This is a genomic window from Candidatus Neomarinimicrobiota bacterium (assembly GCA_022567655.1).
In the GTDB taxonomy this organism is placed as follows: Bacteria; Fidelibacterota; SORT01; order SORT01; family SORT01; genus JADFGO01.
Genome location: JADFGO010000047.1, coordinates 1 through 16,965, shown reverse-complemented (window position 1 = coordinate 16,965; position 16,965 = coordinate 1). Strand labels below are relative to the sequence as shown.

The following is a 16,965-nucleotide window of genomic DNA, read 5'->3' as shown; positions in this document are numbered from 1 at the left end:
GCACAACCAGGCTACCAGAAGACCGGGGTATACGCCGATGATGTTTCCCAATATAGCCATCATCAGCCCCACGGGCGCCATGCTTCTCGAGTAAACTTCCGCCACCACCGGGGCGGAAGCTGTCCCTCCCACGTTCGCCTGACTTCCGATCGCAAAAAAGAACATCGGCGCTTTGATAATCTTTGCAGTAGTCAATAGCACCGCCGCATGTATCATCAGCCATACTATTCCTATCATCACAAGAACCGGAGCGTCCATAATCAGTTTTAGATCGGCTCTTCCTCCCACCGATGCCAGCAAAAGATATAGACCGGCATATCCGAGCTTTGACGCGCCGGCGTCTTCGAGACGTGAGATTTTCGTAAACGATAACCCGACGCCGAATATCGATACGAATATAACCGTCCATGTAAATGAACTTATGATTCCGCCGATATTCGGGAGCGATTCACCCAACTTCAAAAACAGATAAGTTGCACCGAAGGCGAGTCCGAGCATCGATGTTATGTCTATTACAGTGATCGGTCTGCTTCTCGCGGCAGCTGTCTTCTCAAGCCGGTCACGAACGCTGTCAAGTACACTCCTGTCCGCTCCCGTCCATTTATCGAATTTAGGTTGAATTGAAGCGAGCGCTATAACTATACCCATCCATCCATAGCCGACTACGGTATCCACCACGATGACAGGTCCGTACATCGAGGCGGGCGTGCCGATCCCTTCCGCAATCGCCATCATATTTGCGGTTCCTCCGATCCAGCTGCCGGACAGCATTCCCAATCCCTTCCAGATACCCTCGGGCGCCCATTTTAAGAATATGGCAAGACTTATGGGCGCGCCTATTACAATGCCCACGGTACCGGCTAACATCATGGTCAGCGCGGTTTTGCCGAGTCTCATTATGGCAGGCAGGTTGGCTGACAAAAGCATCAGCACAAGACTGAACGGAAGCAAGTATCGAGTGATCCAGGCATAGGTTGGAGACGTATCCGGGAGTATCCCGACCGAAGTGGAGATCATCGGAACAAAGTAACACCAGATGAGCGGCGGAACATAGTGGAAGAATTTTTTGAATTTTTCTACTTCCCCGAGTCGGAACACGAGAGCAACAACTCCTGAAAGATAGATAAATATCGTCGTCGGATCAGTTATCAGCGGCATATTATCCGGCATCTAATAAGTTTTAGGATGATTTAAAAGTTCGAATTGTGAATATTGAATTGTCGGCACATCGCCGTATATGGCATTCATACGTTGACTTTCTCGCTTCCTTCGTCGCCTTTTGAAATATAGACGCCGAATTGACCGAAAAGATGAGCGCAAACGATAAAAGCCCAGAAAGAGAGAAAGGGTATGCCTATTCCAATCAGCAGTGATCCGAGGAAAAACCCGAATCCTATAACAGCCAGGGAGAGCAGAACCATGGGAATGTAATATCCGGTATTACCCATGATGATATTAAGCATATCATTGAAATGATATGCCGCCATGAAATTACCCGTTTTCGCATAATTGATCGTCACGATAGGCAGCCAGAACAGGATTATCATAAACAGCACAAGCACTAAGGCATCACTCTCGCCGAACGATTCCTCAAATAGCGAGGAGATCAAAATAACCGGCAGGCAGTAAGTAAAATAGATAATGCAAAGCAGCAAACCCTTCTGTAGTTTAGTGCCAAGTCCACTCCAATCGGGAAGAATCTGTTCTTCGTCCCTGATAACATTCTCAACAACCATGAGGAAGTAACCGAGCACAAATGGTATCCCTATAAAAAGTAGCTTCAAGAAACCGAGTATAAATGGTATCCCTACAAAAAGGAACAATACAAAAAGTAGCATCGCCAAATTCCATAATCCCCCTATAAGGATTTTCGTGAACCAATTGGCATCTTCGAACATGAAACTGAATGATCTTGAAAAATCCAATTTTAATCTAACTCACTCATTTTAGTGAACTCTCTTAAATCGGAATACGTATAAAACTCCTCATATGTTGTAATACTCAGGATATTAATTTCAGTTAAGATAGAATCAGCATCCGCTACGGGCAAGTGTTTATTTGCCTATCCCAAATCGCTCTCTCGCCCTTTCAGAGAACTACCTTTCGGTTTTGGTCATTTGATTCCAAATATTTGACGGCTGAAGTTTATGCTCTTTCCCTCATAGCTTGTTCATCTAAGTTTATGTGGCAGTCAGGGCTTGCCCTGACGCCATTCGAAAGTATTCTATGCGGTCAGGGCAAGCCCTGACTCGCACTTATTCTTTACATTCCACGTCATCGCAAGAAGTCCGCCACCCGGCGGGCAGGCGATCTCATAAATTCGAAGCGGAGATAGTTTTGTTGTCTCGACAAATGTAGGGGACGCAGATCTGCGTCCCCTACGGATGCGGTCATAATTAATTAACGACTTGATTAAATATCGATTTTTATCTACTTTCCGGACCAGAATGATAATCTTATTTGACCGCTTCGTAAGGAACTTTCTACTCTCATTTATTCTGTTTTTTGGAATATCCACGCTTTGTCCTGAACAGGTAAGCGCCCGGCAGGGAACCTGTCCGGACAGGTTCTTGAAAAACGCCATGTATTTACTCAAACAGAAGAAAAAAGCGGATGCTCTTGCCACTTTTAATCAGATAGTTCGAAATTTCCCCAAATGTCCTCAGGCGGAAGAAGCCCAGTGGCAGCTGATAAAGTATTACTCGACTGTCGCACGAAGTACGACCACAGCCGAGTATTTTCAATTGGCTGAAGAGCATATCTCCTTTTACCTGCATTATTGGCCTGAAGGCTCTTACAGAAAATTAGTTTTAAGGGAACGCGAGTTTAACAGGAAAACCGAGGAGCCGTTCCATTTGCGGAAAGGGACATTTATTGCCATTCTCTCTGCCGCGATCGTAATGACTATAGCATTGACGATCGGCTCAAGATGAGCTTTTCTTCATCTCAATCTACCAAAGGACCTATCTCGTATTCGAAGGAGATCATAAGTTTCCAGAATTCTAAATTTTCGATTCGACTGTTTTCAAATGACGGCTTGACAAATAATTTATCACCGACAAGTTTTTTGTAAGAGATTGAAATATCGGATTTCTCAAAACCTGAAAAATCCGATGAATAAGAAAACCGGACATCGACGTTTTTAATCTTACGGGAGTGACCGATCCAGAAAAGATTTCTTCTTTAAAGTAATCAAAGTACACGATTTCATAGCCGATAAATTGATAGATCAAGCGTGAGCTTTGAGTGTTGATTAATTGAGCAGATCGTCTGAAATGTTCCAGCTCGAGCAGCGCTCCGTTCCATTTAGGAGACTTGGCATAAATCCTTTCTCCCGAATATTCGATGCCGTTCGTTCTCTCCCATACCCTCGAAGCGGATAGAAGATCCCCCTGAAACGAGAGATCGAACACTCTGTCATATGGACTTCCCGGCATATTGGAACTGCTCATGAATATCCCGAGCGCAAGAGTTTTTATAAAAAGACTTAATTCCATAAGTTCTTCCTTTATTGAATTCTCAGTGTTATTTCAAAAAGCGCAGTTTCAACAGCTATGATAATTTAAGGCATCGCTACCACATTTTCCTGTTTATATCCCGTTGCGCAAACTAAATTTGTCGTTCTAAGGATGAATTAGTGGACACGATATTGATTAAAGACCCCCTTGCCACGGTAACTATGAGCGACGGGGATACAGATAGCAAGGACAAGTGGGTATTCATTGAAGAGGGTAAGATCGAATCAACCGGCAGCGGACCTTATCCGGAGGCTGATAAAGTCATTGATGCGAAAGGGATGATCCTGCTCCCCGGGCTTATCAACACCCACCATCACATGTTCCAGACGCTGACCCGAAATATTCCGGGCGCTCAGGATGCGCCGCTGTTCAAATGGCTTGAAACTCTGTATATGATATGGGGTGAACTCAGCGAAGAGGCGATATACGTCAGCGCTCAGGTAGCTATCGCGGAGCTTTTACTATCAGGGTGTACAACGACTTCCGATCATCTTTATCTCTTCCCCTCGAAGGCTGCGTCTAAGCTGATAGACTCCGAAATCGAGGCTGCAAAAGAACTCGGCATCAGGTTTCATCCGACCCGCGGCTCGATGTCCCTCGGCAAGAGTTCGGGAGGGTTGCCTCCGGACGATGTTATTCAGGAGGAAGAAGAAATAATCAACGACTCGATAAGGCTTATAGAAAAATATCATGACCCTGAACCACACTCGATGCTGCGGATCGCGCTCGCCCCATGTTCTCCCTTTTCGGTAACGGAAAACCTGATGAAAAAAACACGGGAGATCGCCGACACTCACAAAGTCAGACTGCATACACATCTTGCCGAATCAATCGAAGAAGAAAATTTTTGCATGGAAACCTTCGGTCTTCGTCCGGTTGAATATACCGAATCTATAGGATGGCTCGGAGATGACGTCTGGTTTGCACACGCAGTTCACTTGAATGAGAATGAAATCGAAAAACTTTCCGATACGAAAACAGGAGTGTCTCACTGCCCCACGTCGAACATGAGGCTCGGTTCGGGTATTGCGCCGGTCTCAAAAATGCTCGACGCGGGAGTGAAGGTTTCCCTCGCTGTTGACGGCTCTGCCTCGAACGACAGTTCAAATTTGTTGAACGAACTCAGGCAATCGTTACTCCTGCACCGTCTTGGGGATGACAGATGGATAACCGCTAAGGAGATACTGCATATGGCGACAAGAGGAGGAGCGGCGATTCTCGGGCGGGACGATATCGGTATCATAAAACCGGGCGCCTCGGCAGACCTGATTCTGATAGATTTAAGAGACATAGGATATGCGGGCGCAAAATCAGACCCGCTCGCCTCGCTGCTTTTTTGCACCGGTTCACAAAGAGTGGCGTGGTCTATCATCAACGGTAAGGTCATAGTCGAAGATGGTAAACTCTTGGGCGTCGATCTCATCGGATTAGCGGCCAGAGCCGACGAAATATCGGAAGAGATGATCGGTCGTTCGTCCGGAGGAAGCGCGGTCGTTTCTTAGCATGACTTTAAGCAAACTCACAGAATATCACAGACCTAAAAGGTTATCTGAAGCAGTCGATCTTCTGAGGGAAAATGAAGGGTATTTTCCCATAGGAGGGGGAACCTGGCTCATCCCATACGGCGGCAAAGATGTTAAGGGAATAATAGACCTCTCTGAAGCGGGATTTAAGGATATCAGGCTCGAGGAAGACCTTTTACACATCGGGGGTTCGGTAACCCTGAGAGAACTTCTCAACTCTCCTGAAATATCAGAACAATCTTACGAATATCTTATCCGGGGGATCAGAGCTGAGGGTAGTTCTCAACTGATACAGGCTGCTTCAACTATCGGCGGAAGAACGGCGTTAGCCAAGGGAGATTCGGCATTTCTTGCCACATTGGCAGCAGCCGATGCCTCTGTAGTAATTTTCGGAAATATGGAGAACGAACTAAAACTCTGGGATTTCATCTCCGGTACCGAGTGGCGCGAAGAAAGATGTATAATATCGGCTGTTGAGATTAAAAACCGGGATCAATCTCAACCTTTAACTTTTGAAACTATAAGGTTTATACCGTCGGCGCCGCCGGTCATCTCGCTTGCGGTCGGCTTGGAATTCGCCAATAACTTAGTGGAGTCGCCGATAATTGTATTCTCGTCCATCAGCGAGAATTTGGTGAGGGTAACTGAAGCGGAATCGGCGCTGACAGGCAATAAACTCGATGAAAAACTGATAACGGAAGTCAGTGAAATAGTAAGAGACAGAATCCACCCGGATCCCGATCCGAGAGGGACTCCCGAATATAAAAAGGAAATGGCTTCGGTATTGATTAAGCGAGCGCTGCGAAATATCATCCGCGAGAACGGATAAATAAATGGAAATATCGCTTACCGTTAACGGAAAGAAACTAAAATCAGGGCTGAGTCCGAACTCAACGCTGCTGAATTTTCTCAGGGAACACGGCTATAAGAGCGTCAAACGGGGATGCGAGACCGGTGAGTGCGGTTCATGCGCCGTCATTGTCGACGGCGTTCCGAGAGCCTCCTGTATCACACTCGCTCTTCAGGCACACGAGAGGGAACTGACTACTGTTGAGGCATTATCGAGCAGACCCGAATTATCAGAGCTGCAAAAACGCTTCATTGAAGTGGGAGCCATACAGTGCGGATACTGCACACCTGCATTGTTACTGTTGGCGGATAACTTTTTAAAAAACAGTACCGAACCGACCGAAGAAGAGATTCGAGATGCCATCTCCGGAGTATTATGCCGGTGCACAGGATATGCAAAACCCTTGGAAGCGATCAGGAAGGTGAGCGGTAAAGCTTGAACAACTCTTCTAAATACAAGATTGTAGGCAAGATAACACCCCGTGTGGATGCCGAGAAGCTGTCGCGCGGCGACGCGGCGTTCAGCGACGATATTGATTTCCGCGAAATACTTCACGCAAGGGTGCTCAGGAGCCCGCACCCTCACGCCCGCATCGTCTCGATAGACAAGTCCCGGGCGACGGCTCTTGAGGGCGTACACGCTGTCCTTACACATGAAGACGTTCCACGGATCCCTCACACTACGGCGGGACAGGGGTGGCCCGAACCTTCCCCTTATGACGCCTATGTGCTCGACAATAAGGTCAGATTCGTCGGGGACAGGGTTGCGGCTGTTGCAGCTGAGACTCCCGAGATCGCAGAAAAAGCATGTTCGTTGATAGACGTGAAATATGAAATTCTTGAGAGCATATTTGACCCGGCGGATTCGGCAAAAGAAGGCAGCGTTCTCATTCACGACGAAGAGGAATCCAGCGGAATATACGATAAGTCCACCAACACCGCCTCACATTTAGAAGCTTCCGTCGGCGACGTTGAGAAAGCTTTTAAGGACGCATATAAAATCATCGAAGCGGATTACGAGGTAGGGTTTGTCCAGCAGTCATCCATAGAGCCTCACGTCTGTATCACATGGATAGACGAAGACGGCAGGCTCGTTATCAGGTCGAGTACTCAGGTTCCGTTTCACGTACGCCGTATCGTCGCGAAAGTTCTGGACATGCCCGTGAGAAAAATCCGGGTAATGAAACCGCGGGTAGGAGGCGGATTCGGCGGAAAGCAGGAGATACTGAACGAGGAATTAAGCGGCGCCCTCACTCTCGCCACAGGAAAACCGGTTCGTTTCTGGATGACAAGAGACGAAGAACTTCATGCCGCAAGAACGAGGCATCCGCAGCGGCTGTCCTTCAAATCTTCTGTCTCAAAAGAAGGGCTGATAACGGGCATGTCGGTGAATGTGCTGGAAAATACGGGGGCATACGGCACGCATGCGCTGACCGTAATGACCGTGACCGGAAGTAAGATTTTTTCCATGTATAATATACCCAATATCCGATTTACCGGAAACGCAGTATATACGAATTTACCCGTAGCGGGAGCATTCCGGGGATACGGCACGCCGCAGGGAGTATTCGCCCTCGAATCGCACATAGACGAGATCGCCGAAGCGCTCGGTATCGATCCCGTAGAATTTCGGCTCAAGAACATCTTTCATAAGGGTGACAGCATCCCCATCACAAGCGCGCTGGCAGAGGGCAGAGGCTCTGAAGCGCAGATAATCCGTTCCAGCGGAATAGAGGAGGCGATCAAAAAGGGGGCTGATGAGATCGGATGGGGCAAACCTCTAAAACCAAGCAAGGAAGGTTACTCCAGGGGTTTAGGCGTTGCGATAAACACTCAAGGTTCAGGAATACCCAATGTGGACATGGCTGCCTGCTCTATCAAGATGAACGAAGACGGCTCTTTCAATCTCCTTTGCGGAGCTACTGATATCGGTACAGGCTCAGACACCGCTCTCGCTCAAATCGCAGCCGAAACGCTCACGGTTCCGGTCGAGAATATCCTTGTTTACACATCCGACACGGATATGACGCCGTTCGACACGGGAGCGTATGCGTCCAGCACAACTTATATTTCAGGCGGCGCCGTGCTTATTGCCGCCCGGGAGGTTAAAAATCAGATATTGGGTGTAGCCGCGGAGATGTTGGACGCCGACCGGGCGACACTGATATGCGCGGACGGAATAATCAGTACGCCTGAAGGAAAAACGGTTACATTCGAGCAAATTTGTCTTTACTCGATGTATCAGCATAATCAATTCCAGATCATGGCAATTGGTAACAACGTCAGCCCGGAATCTCCCCCTCCCTATTCCGCGGTCTTCGCAGACGTTGAAGTGGATAACGAAACAGGGGAAATCCGCCTCCTGAAGATTGTCGCCGCAGTTGACTGCGGAGTAGCCGTCAACCCGCACATGGCCGAGGGACAGGTCGACGGAGCGGTTACCCAGGGAATCGGATACGCTCTGTCGGAATTCATGCCTTTTGACGATAACGGATCGGCTCTCTTCAGGTCGTTCAGGGATTATAACATATTAAGAGCATCCGACATGCCTGAAATGAAGGTGATGCTCGTAGAAACAGAAGAACCGACCGGACCATACGGGGCGAAGGCGGTAGCTGAGGTTCCTATCAGCGGACCGGCGCCGGCTATTGCCAATGCTGTTTATAATGCCGTTAGAGCGCGTATCAGGTCTCTTCCGATTACCCCGGAAAAAGTTTGGCGCAGCATTAAACTTCAAACTACTGAATAAGAATACTCTGATTTACGATATTACCACGTTGCGTGTCATCCGGGTATAATAAGAACAGATGGAGTCATACGATGCAAATTCACGTAGGGCAGAAAGCTGACCGAAGCATAACGCTTACTCCCGAACATGTAAAAACATTTGCGGAACTTACAGGAGATTTCAATCCGCTCCATTTTGATGAAGAGTTCGCCGGCAAAACGAAATTCGGGAAACTTGTTGTTCAGGGCGGACTAACGACAGGACTTCTGCATGCTCTTGTGGCGACGGACATGCCGGGTCCGGGCACCGTTTTTCTCAGCCAGAACTGGAAATTTATCGCCCCTGTTTATATCGGAGACACTATCACCGCAACTGCGGAGGTAATAAGCGTGCATGATTCCAAACCCGTTATACAGCTCGACGTTAAAGTCCAGAGGCATGACGGAGAATTAGTTTTGGAAGGAGAAGCCTGGTGTTATACTTTCGAAGTGGACTAAATTTAATTTGATTGAACAGCCGCCTCGTTCTCAATCAGGAAATCCCCCTTCTTTTGATCTCTTTTTGTCGTATTGTACCAGTAACCTGCCCAGATGAGAATAATACCTATCAGCTCCGCGATGTACAAAACTTCCGTATAACCTGCCCGGCTCGAAGCGCCGCCTATGCCGGGGAGGATTGCTCCTACGGCGATCAATACGTTTCCGATAAATCTGTCATGCGCTACTAGACTGCTGAGACTTTCGTCCTTTATATGTTTCCGGTAGCGGTTAGCTGAAATAATCGCGCCGCCGATGAGGAATATCACTGCGTACATATTAAGAAAAGGACTGAACGCGCGCACCCATTGCCACTCAAAAGCCTTACCGCTTGGCAAAAAGGGATCTACGCTTTCATATACGACAGGGCTCATTATAACGAATATCGAGGAGATCAGAAAAAACGAGACCAATGCAACGGTTAGCCGCATCGCAGCTTTACGTTTCAACAAAAACCAGACCGTTCCCTGTGCAAGAGGAGCTCCCCCTAAGAGTGCGCCGACTATATACCAGAATTTAAATATAAATAAATTCCAGCCGAGCAGAGTGATCCAGCTTTCCGCAAAGGTTCCCATCCCGTAAACCAGTACACCCCAACTCCACCAGAGAAGATGTATGCCGCCTCGCTGCCTGTAACGACTGTAAATTACGGCTGAAAACAGTAACGATATCAGCGTCGTGATGATGGGCAGATAGTGGACGAAAGTCACCTCCCTAAACGCAGCTCTCCTCTCTTTTTCAGAATGAAATTAATAACGGTTTGATAGACCCTGCTCTCGGATATCAGCTCACTTGGAAAGAAGCGACAGCCAATCGGATTTAGGGATACTGATAGGTTTGCTCGGTTTTTTGACTTTTTCTTTACACTCGCTGCAATTTCTGACATGCTTTTCAGCATGTTCAATAATCGGATCTATGAGATTTACCTTTCCAATTTGTATGAGCTGCCCGCGGATATAAGCCTTATTGGCAAGAATCATGATCTCGAGTGAATCTAAATGTTTTTCAGCCGCTGTTTCCTGCATCGAATCCCTCTGATGTTACCTTATCCTCACCCTTACATATTAATCCATGCTTAGCGCAAACGCAACAATAAGTGATTAAATGTTGCCCCTGATTTCTTGTCAGCACTTGCAATGCGCTTGCGGTAAATCAATTACGCGGTACTCTCATTGTCCTGATCTCCCCCAATTTATCCGTGTCAAATATTATCTTCTTTCCGTCCGGGAAAAAAGAAGCCCTCATCTCGTGTACGTTTACGCTGTTCGTCATCTGTGTCTTACCCGATCCATCGAATTTTATCAGGTAAATATCCGACGATTTCACATTTTCGCCGATCAGACTGGTAATCTGATAGACGAGTCTTTCTCCATCCGGTGACCATCGCGGTCTCTCGCCCCTTCCGAGATCATGTAGTTGAAAATTTTCCAGCTCATAAACCTGCAAATTACCGCCAATCACCATAAAGGCGATCATCTTTCCGTCCTCGGAAAGTACCGCATCCCGATATTCAGACCCGAGTACAGGGTTAATATTGTCCGGCGAATTCCCGGTGTACGATTCCACGAACATCTTATTCGTTTCCGTATATGCGATCTGCGGCGCTGCTCTGTATTTCAAATCCACAATTAAGCCGCTTCGCACATAATTCGCTTTCCCACCACTACGGATATAGAGCTTATCGCTGTCAAACCAGCGAACATCGTCGAACATTCGCATGGGGATATTAATGCTGGATATATTCCCCGTATATACCTCGCCGATTTTCAACTCCTCTCTTATCAAACCGCCCTCTCCGGCGTTTTCCTTGAACAAGAGCCACTTCGAATCGGGAGACCACCGTTTTATCTGTCCCGCACCTTTGACGTTCGAGAATTGCCTCAGACTATAACCGTCCGCTCTCACCGTCCATACGCCGTCAAACCCCACGGACGTCAGGGCGACGTACCGTCCGTCCGGAGAAATTTCAGCGTCAATCAGACCTATACCAGCGCCCTTAATGAGAACTTTTTGGGCATAAACCTCACCCACGAGGAGAAAAACTATTGTGAAAACCAGGTGCTGAAAAGACCTGCCGTTAAATATTCTTTTTCGTTTCATACCGCCCTTGTTACTCATACAACAGGTATTTTGACCTGATTTTTGAAAATGCGTCCATTTCAGCACTCTCTTCTCTTAACAGTTCATCGAGTGCGAGCCCGTTTTCAATTCCGGTTTTGAGTTTGTCCGATCCGTACAGCCTGTTAATCGTCCCGGTCCACTCAAATTCCTCCGGATAAAGATTCTTAAGAAACCAGATAATGCTGACGCCGGTTTTTACCGGTTCAAAACGCTCCCTATTAACGACTCTTACCTTAACGCCTCCGCAAAGTTTATCCTTGTGTTTCGGATAAGGTACGGAGGGTAGGATTGCGACCGGCGTAAATTCGACTGCCTCGAACACCACACCATCCAACCCCAATTTATTTAACCGGTCAGCGAGAACCGTTCCATCGACCCACGGAGCACCGATCAGTTCAAAGGGAGTGGCACTGCCCCTTCCTTCGGAGACGTTCGTCCCCTCTATGAGACACGTACCCGGATAAACAGTTGCGGTAGCGAGAGCCGGCATAGACGGTGAGGGTCCGACCCACGGTACGTCAGTCTGGTCGAACCAGAGCTTTCTCTTCCAACCCTCCATTTTTATCACTTCAAGATCGAGCGAGTCCGCCCCCTCTATCCACCCCTCCCCTTTGAATAAGAGAGCGAGCTCTCCGACAGTCATTCCGTGACGTATCGGTATAGGGTACATCCCGATAAAACTCTCGAATCCCGGTTGAAGCAAAGGTCCTTCTATCTTTGAACCCGTAATAGGATTCGGACGGTCAAGGACGATAAAATCCTTACCGTTCAACGCCGCTGCTTCCATAGCCAGAGCCATAGTATATATATACGTATAAAACCGTGCGCCCACGTCCTGCATATCGAACAGAAGAACGTCTATCTTTGCGATCATTTTCCCGGTCGGACGATTGGAATCTTCATAGAGGCTGTAAACCGGAACTCCCGTAGCGGGGTCGGTTCGCGAATCGACCGATTTTCCACTCGGTGCCACACCGTGTACTCCGTGCTCAGGACCGAATATGCCAACCAGATCGACGTTCTCAGCCTCACCAAGCAGGTTTATTATATGTCTCCCCTCTTTTGTGATCCCTGTATGATTGGTAATCACTCCGACGCGTTTACCCGCTAAAGATTTGAAATCTTCTGATTCAATCAGATCGAGCCCTGTTTTAACAGTGTAGGGGTAAGCCTTTGCGCCGATTCCGGAGTTATCGTCCACAACCTTTGAAGCGGTGCAGGATAATAGGAATAATAGCAGTAATATCAATAACTTATGAACATTCTTCATTTCAGGGATAACACTGTTTTTTTCAACCGGGAATTTTCCTGGCTGACAGGATCTGATATGGGTCATCTCAGAATTTCTTCTAAGCTTATACCGCTTTCTGTTTTTTGATCTCGATACTTGATTATCACCGGAGAGTATATCGAGAGATCGTGTTTTTGGGCGAATGCTCCTTCTTTTTTACGCGCGCCCGGAACGACGACAGCGTTCTCGGGAAGTTCAATAACTCCATCCTCATTCGGTTCAATCAGAGTTTCATTTATCAGGTCGTATATTTTCGTCGATGATGTAAGGATCGTACCTGCGGCGAGAACCGCGCCGGAGAGAACTATCGTTCCCTCATACACCCCTGTGTTGCCGCCGAGAATTACGTTATCTTCTATTATAACCGGGAGAGACCTGACAGGCTCCAACACGCCCCCGATCTGAGTTCCGGCGCTTATATGCACGTTTTTCCCTACCTGTGCGCACGACCCGACAAGAGCGTGAGAATCGATCATTGTTTCGCTGTCAACATATGCGCCCACGTTAACATAAGCAGGAGGCATAATCACGACAGAAGCGGCAATATATGCGCCCGCCCTGATAGAAGTGCCTCCCGGAACAATTCGAATATCATCCTCGATAGATATATTTTTTAGCGGGTAAGTCTCTTTATCAAAATACCTGAAACTCTTGCTTTCGGAATAATCGACAAGCTTGCCGAGCCGAAATCCGAGTAAAATCCCCTGCTTCACCCAGATATTTACCTTCCAGCTACCGTCTATCTTTTCCGCAGAACGGATAGCTCCCTTTCCAAGTAAATCCCGGAACTCGATGAATATATCCAATGCATCCGGAGGAAATTCCTCCGGTTCCAACCCGGCGAGATTCTCGATCTTTTCCCGAATTTCAGTCATTCTCGTTTACGATCCCGGTGGAAAGCAGAATTTCATCAATCTTCTTCTTGTTTTTTTCTTCCAATTGCACCATCGGAAGCCTGTAAACCTCAGATATCAAACCCATTTTAGCAAGGGCATATTTTACGGGTATCGGATTGGATTCAATGAAATTGACTTCCATCAACGGGCTGAGTTTATCATGTAATCGTCCAGCCTCTTCTATCTCGCCATTGGCCGCGAACTGAACCATATCAGCAGTCTCGCGCGGAGCTTCGTTTGCCACCACCGAGATAACACCCGTTCCACCCATAGCGATAATGGGGAGAGTGAGCGCATCGTCGCCGGATAATACTACCTTTCCCGAAGGCATAATACTCAAAATTTCCTTTATCTGTTCAAGATCGCCGGACGCTTCCTTGATCCCGACTATACCCGTCTCTTCAGCGAGCCGCGCAACCGTTTCAGGCATAATGTTAGACCCGGTCCTGCCCGGCACATTATAAATGATAATAGGTATGTCCACACCCTCGCTGATTGCCTTAAAGTGCTGATAAAATCCCTCCTGAGTCGGTTTATTGTAATATGGACCGACTATCAGGGCAAAATCTGCGCCGCTCTCCTGAGCGATAATCGTCCTCTTCAAAGTCGTGGATGTCGAGTTAGTACCACTGCCCGCTATCAGCGTAAACTCTTCCCCAACCCTCGAACGCGCTCTTAAAAGAATTGTCTTCAATTCGTCATCGGTGATATTCGGTCCTTCTCCGGTCGTACCTGCTAACAGTATCGCCGAAGTTCCGTTGTTCATGTGGAACTCGATCAGCTTATCCAGGGCGGATAGATCTAATTCTCCGCTTTGATCAAATGGAGTGACCAGAGCGACGATAGACCCGTATAATCTCTTATTCTCTGCCATCAGTCTCGATTGAAATTAAACTCTTCCCTCAGATAATCCTCAAAGCCCAATATACCCGTTCTTCCCCTTAACCACTCCGCTGCCGTCAACGCTCCTAAGGCAAATACCTTCCTGTCCTTCATTTGATGGCGGAGCGTCATAGTCTCCACCTCCGATTCATACAATACCTCATGTGTGCCGACTTCATCGCCTATCCGTTCCGAAGTGATCCGTACGCTGTCGTCCGGAACTTTTCCGTTTTGAGAATCGGTCATAATTTTATTTTTTGAGGAAGATGATTCTATGATTTTTTCAGCTATTTTGAGCGCAGTTCCGCTCGGGCTGTCAAGTTTCTCCGTATGATGGGTCTCACGGATAGCAACATCGTAACCGCCCGCCGCGTCGAGTAATTTAGATGCGTTTTCCACTATCGAGAGAAACAGATTCACGCCTATGGAGAAATTCGGTGAAACAAATATGGCGCTCTTTGATATATCATTGTATTCATCAAGAATTTTTTTATCCCAGCCTGTAGTGCCGACCAATATATTCCGGCCCGCCTCAAAAGCTAAAGCGATATTCCCGGCAACGGCATCAGGGTTTGAGAAATCTATCAGGCATTCGATACCCTCAAGTTGATCTATCAACTTCAACGGATCTTTCGAACTGAAAGAGCGAATAATGTTATGATCCCGTTCTTTTGCGACTTCCTCGATCAGCCTGCCCATTCTCCCGTATCCGATCAGACCGATATTCATTGAACGTCCATCAAAGAGATCTGACCATTGATTTTTCAAGGAGTTTTGTGTGCAGCCATGAATAGATCTTCTTGAAGTGCTCTCTTTCGAATACCATTATCGCAAATTCCGAAGTGGCAGATGAAGCGACTAAGTTCAGATCGTGCTCATCGATAGTTTCTTTTATCAACCGGATATAATTTTTTTCCGAAAAGCCGCTTGATATTATACCAATCATCGACACTTCTTCATCGATGAAAACAGCGCCTGCCTCTTTTAATGATGCCGATGCAGCTTTCGCAACGATTTTTTCGGTCAGGAACCATTGAAGAGCGGAGTCGTCAGATCGTATGGGTATGTTCGTTATATCCCAATCGGCAAGGATCGTCTCGATTTGAGAGCTGCCGTTATATTCAGGTCGCGCGTGAACGGGAAGAAACAGCAACTCGCCGTCGGGGTGACCAACTACTGAAAATTCATCCCTTTCATCGTTTAAATCACAATTTAATATTTGAGTACCTGCTGCTTCCGGTGCATGAAGATTCTTTAGCCGTATGGGTATGTCCATTTCTTTCGCGGGCTTGATTGCGTTCTGGTGCAATATCTTTGGACCCAGAAAAGCGAGTTTTTCCGCGTAATCATAGGGAATCTCCTTGAGAACTCTGCATTCCGATAAGATATTGGGATCGGCTGTCATAATGCCCGGAACAGTCTTATAAAATTCGATCCCGTCAGCGTTGAGACACGATCCGAGAAAAGTTGCGGTGAGATCGGAACCCTCATATCCAAGAGTAGTCGTCAACCCGGATGGTGTTGAACCTATGAAACCCTGAGTTAATAAAAGTGAACCTGAATTGTGGCATTCTTCCACTCTTTTTCTTATCATCTCAAACGACTTTTTATAATCGGGAGAAGCGAAGCGCTGTTTTTCATCCGTGGTGATCATCTCTCTGGCATCGACCAATCCGGATTTTATCTCCTCCTGTCTGAGAACATAGTAAAAAAATCTACTCGTCAAGAGCTCTCCGTGAGACAGGATGAAATCTCTGTCGGCGGAATTCCAGTCAGAACGTTCGGTAAAGATATATTTATTGAGTTGCTCGATCATCTCATTTATAACCTCGCGACACTCACTTAAATAAACTGAATCCAACGTCCCTTCCATAAGAGAGAATAACATCGGAATGAATTTCTCATTGAACAGACGATTTGCTTCTTCAGGATTTCCAAGAGACAAGAATTCAAAGAGGTTCTCTAAAAGACGCGTGGATTTTCCGAACGCGGAAACAACAACCACAAGTTGTTCATCCCGTGCCGATTTAATAATTGACGTTACTTCGTTTATAGACTCAGGATTCTGAAACCCATCACCGCCGAATTTCATTACGATCATTTTGTCAGATCATTCCCTCTGAATGGAGCAGCTCCGCGTTAAGAAGAGCAGCGCCCGCTCCCCCTCTGATAGTGTTGTGTCCTAAGGCTACCAGACGTATCCCGTTCTCGTCGAGGTTTTCAATTCTGCCGACGGTGATAGCCATGCCGTTCTCACGATCAACGTGCAGTCTCGGTTGGGGGTGATAATCGTTTTCTTCTACGTATATAGGTTGTTTCGGCGCTAACGGAAGTTTTCTCTCCTGCGGAACACCCGAAAAATTGTTCAATAATTCCTTTACTCTTCCCACGTCCGGAGTCGATTTTGTGAACAGGAAAATAGACGCCATATGACCGTATGATACCGCAACCCTGTTCGTCTGAACGCTCACTTTGAACGAATTGTCGTCAATATTTCCATTCTTCATCGTGCCTAATATTTTTTTCAGCTCGGCTTCTATTTTCGGCTCCTCGCCTTCAATGAACGGGATGACGTTGCCGTTCAGATCAAGGAATGGTGTACCGGGATAACCCGCACCGGA

The 16,965-nt window shown here is 47.2% G+C and carries 18 protein-coding genes; 6 read left to right on the top strand and 12 right to left on the bottom strand.

Annotated features, from left to right (window positions below):
* Both IID12_06255 and IID12_06250 read right to left on the bottom strand, forming a co-directional pair.
* A partial coding sequence (locus tag IID12_06255; GenBank protein ID MCH8288690.1) for a DUF819 family protein occupies positions 1-1,170 on the bottom strand: 1,170 nt, incomplete at its 3' end.
* Positions 1,171-1,244: 74 nt separating this feature from the next.
* A complete protein-coding gene (locus tag IID12_06250; protein MCH8288689.1) occupies positions 1,245-1,925 on the bottom strand; it encodes a DUF4013 domain-containing protein in 681 nt (226 codons plus the stop codon).
* Positions 1,926-2,447: 522 nt separating this feature from the next.
* Here IID12_06250 and IID12_06245 point away from each other — a divergent pair.
* Positions 2,448-2,933, top strand: coding sequence for a hypothetical protein (locus tag IID12_06245; protein MCH8288688.1), 486 nt, complete (start codon positions 2,448-2,450; stop codon positions 2,931-2,933).
* Between the two features lie 69 nt (positions 2,934-3,002).
* Here the strand turns inward: IID12_06245 and IID12_06240 are convergent, their stop codons facing one another.
* A complete protein-coding gene (locus IID12_06240; protein MCH8288687.1) occupies positions 3,003-3,497 on the bottom strand; it encodes a hypothetical protein in 495 nt (164 codons plus the stop codon).
* A gap of 182 nt (positions 3,498-3,679) precedes the next feature.
* Here IID12_06240 and IID12_06235 point away from each other — a divergent pair, with 182 nt between their 5' ends.
* The 5 genes from IID12_06235 (at position 3,680) to IID12_06215 (ending at position 9,115) form a co-directional block, all read left to right on the top strand.
* Complete coding sequence (locus tag IID12_06235; GenBank protein MCH8288686.1) at positions 3,680-5,020, top strand: 8-oxoguanine deaminase; 1,341 nt, start codon at positions 3,680-3,682, stop codon at positions 5,018-5,020.
* Between the two features lies 1 nt (position 5,021).
* Positions 5,022-5,870, top strand: coding sequence for an FAD binding domain-containing protein (locus IID12_06230; protein MCH8288685.1), 849 nt, complete (start codon positions 5,022-5,024; stop codon positions 5,868-5,870).
* Between the two features lie 4 nt (positions 5,871-5,874).
* Complete coding sequence (locus IID12_06225) at positions 5,875-6,330, top strand: (2Fe-2S)-binding protein (GenBank protein MCH8288684.1); 456 nt, start codon at positions 5,875-5,877, stop codon at positions 6,328-6,330.
* Positions 6,327-8,639 carry a molybdopterin-dependent oxidoreductase gene (locus IID12_06220; protein MCH8288683.1) on the top strand — a complete coding sequence of 771 codons (2,313 nt, stop codon included), beginning with the start codon at positions 6,327-6,329 and terminating at the stop codon, positions 8,637-8,639. Before IID12_06225 ends, IID12_06220 begins: the two co-directional genes overlap by 4 nt.
* 71 nt (positions 8,640-8,710) lie before the next feature.
* On the top strand, positions 8,711-9,115 hold the full coding sequence (locus IID12_06215; GenBank protein MCH8288682.1) for a MaoC family dehydratase: 405 nt from the start codon (positions 8,711-8,713) through the stop codon (positions 9,113-9,115).
* A gap of 2 nt (positions 9,116-9,117) precedes the next feature.
* Here IID12_06215 and IID12_06210 read toward each other — a convergent pair whose 3' ends face one another.
* From IID12_06210 to IID12_06170, 9 genes are all read right to left on the bottom strand, one after another.
* On the bottom strand, positions 9,118-9,864 hold the full coding sequence (locus IID12_06210; protein MCH8288681.1) for a hypothetical protein: 747 nt from the start codon (positions 9,862-9,864) through the stop codon (positions 9,118-9,120).
* A gap of 78 nt (positions 9,865-9,942) precedes the next feature.
* Positions 9,943-10,179, bottom strand: coding sequence for a hypothetical protein (locus IID12_06205; protein MCH8288680.1), 237 nt, complete (start codon positions 10,177-10,179; stop codon positions 9,943-9,945).
* Between the two features lie 127 nt (positions 10,180-10,306).
* Positions 10,307-11,272 carry a PD40 domain-containing protein gene (locus tag IID12_06200; GenBank protein ID MCH8288679.1) on the bottom strand — a complete coding sequence of 322 codons (966 nt, stop codon included), beginning with the start codon at positions 11,270-11,272 and terminating at the stop codon, positions 10,307-10,309.
* Entirely contained in the window at positions 11,265-12,545 is a 1,281-nt protein-coding gene (locus tag IID12_06195; protein ID MCH8288678.1) for a DUF1343 domain-containing protein, read from the bottom strand. The genes IID12_06200 and IID12_06195 overlap by 8 nt, the downstream gene beginning before the upstream one ends.
* A 62-nt stretch (positions 12,546-12,607) precedes the next feature.
* The gene (locus tag IID12_06190) at positions 12,608-13,441 is read right to left on the bottom strand and encodes a 2,3,4,5-tetrahydropyridine-2,6-dicarboxylate N-succinyltransferase (protein ID MCH8288677.1); all 834 of its coding nucleotides are present in this window, start codon (positions 13,439-13,441) and stop codon (positions 12,608-12,610) included.
* Complete coding sequence (locus IID12_06185; protein ID MCH8288676.1) at positions 13,434-14,336, bottom strand: 4-hydroxy-tetrahydrodipicolinate synthase; 903 nt, start codon at positions 14,334-14,336, stop codon at positions 13,434-13,436. The genes IID12_06190 and IID12_06185 overlap by 8 nt, the downstream gene beginning before the upstream one ends.
* Positions 14,336-15,073 carry a 4-hydroxy-tetrahydrodipicolinate reductase gene (gene dapB / locus IID12_06180; protein ID MCH8288675.1) on the bottom strand — a complete coding sequence of 246 codons (738 nt, stop codon included), beginning with the start codon at positions 15,071-15,073 and terminating at the stop codon, positions 14,336-14,338. The genes IID12_06185 and dapB overlap by 1 nt, the downstream gene beginning before the upstream one ends.
* 10 nt (positions 15,074-15,083) lie before the next feature.
* Positions 15,084-16,445 (bottom strand): aspartate kinase, encoded by a 1,362-nt coding sequence (locus IID12_06175; GenBank protein ID MCH8288674.1) that lies wholly within the window; start codon positions 16,443-16,445, stop codon positions 15,084-15,086.
* Positions 16,446-16,449: 4 nt separating this feature from the next.
* On the bottom strand, positions 16,450-16,965 hold a 516-nt coding region (locus tag IID12_06170; protein MCH8288673.1), incomplete at its 5' end, for an aspartate-semialdehyde dehydrogenase.

Bases quoted from the DNA above. Each gene is read 5' to 3' on its own strand.
- IID12_06245 (MCH8288688.1), top strand. From the start codon at position 2,448: ATGATAATCTTATTTGACCGCTTCGTAAGGAACTTTCTACTCTCATTT.
- IID12_06240 (MCH8288687.1), bottom strand. From the start codon at position 3,497: ATGGAATTAAGTCTTTTTATAAAAACTCTTGCGCTCGGGATATTCATG.
- IID12_06235 (MCH8288686.1), top strand. From the start codon at position 3,680: ATGAGCGACGGGGATACAGATAGCAAGGACAAGTGGGTATTCATTGAA.
- IID12_06230 (MCH8288685.1), top strand. From the start codon at position 5,022: ATGACTTTAAGCAAACTCACAGAATATCACAGACCTAAAAGGTTATCT.
- IID12_06225 (MCH8288684.1), top strand. From the start codon at position 5,875: ATGGAAATATCGCTTACCGTTAACGGAAAGAAACTAAAATCAGGGCTG.
- IID12_06215 (MCH8288682.1), top strand. From the start codon at position 8,711: ATGCAAATTCACGTAGGGCAGAAAGCTGACCGAAGCATAACGCTTACT.
- IID12_06205 (MCH8288680.1), bottom strand. From the start codon at position 10,179: ATGCAGGAAACAGCGGCTGAAAAACATTTAGATTCACTCGAGATCATG.
- IID12_06200 (MCH8288679.1), bottom strand. From the start codon at position 11,272: ATGAGTAACAAGGGCGGTATGAAACGAAAAAGAATATTTAACGGCAGG.
- IID12_06195 (MCH8288678.1), bottom strand. From the start codon at position 12,545: ATGAAGAATGTTCATAAGTTATTGATATTACTGCTATTATTCCTATTA.
- IID12_06190 (MCH8288677.1), bottom strand. From the start codon at position 13,441: ATGACTGAAATTCGGGAAAAGATCGAGAATCTCGCCGGGTTGGAACCG.
- IID12_06185 (MCH8288676.1), bottom strand. From the start codon at position 14,336: ATGGCAGAGAATAAGAGATTATACGGGTCTATCGTCGCTCTGGTCACT.
- dapB (MCH8288675.1), bottom strand. From the start codon at position 15,073: ATGAATATCGGTCTGATCGGATACGGGAGAATGGGCAGGCTGATCGAG.
- IID12_06175 (MCH8288674.1), bottom strand. From the start codon at position 16,445: ATGATCGTAATGAAATTCGGCGGTGATGGGTTTCAGAATCCTGAGTCT.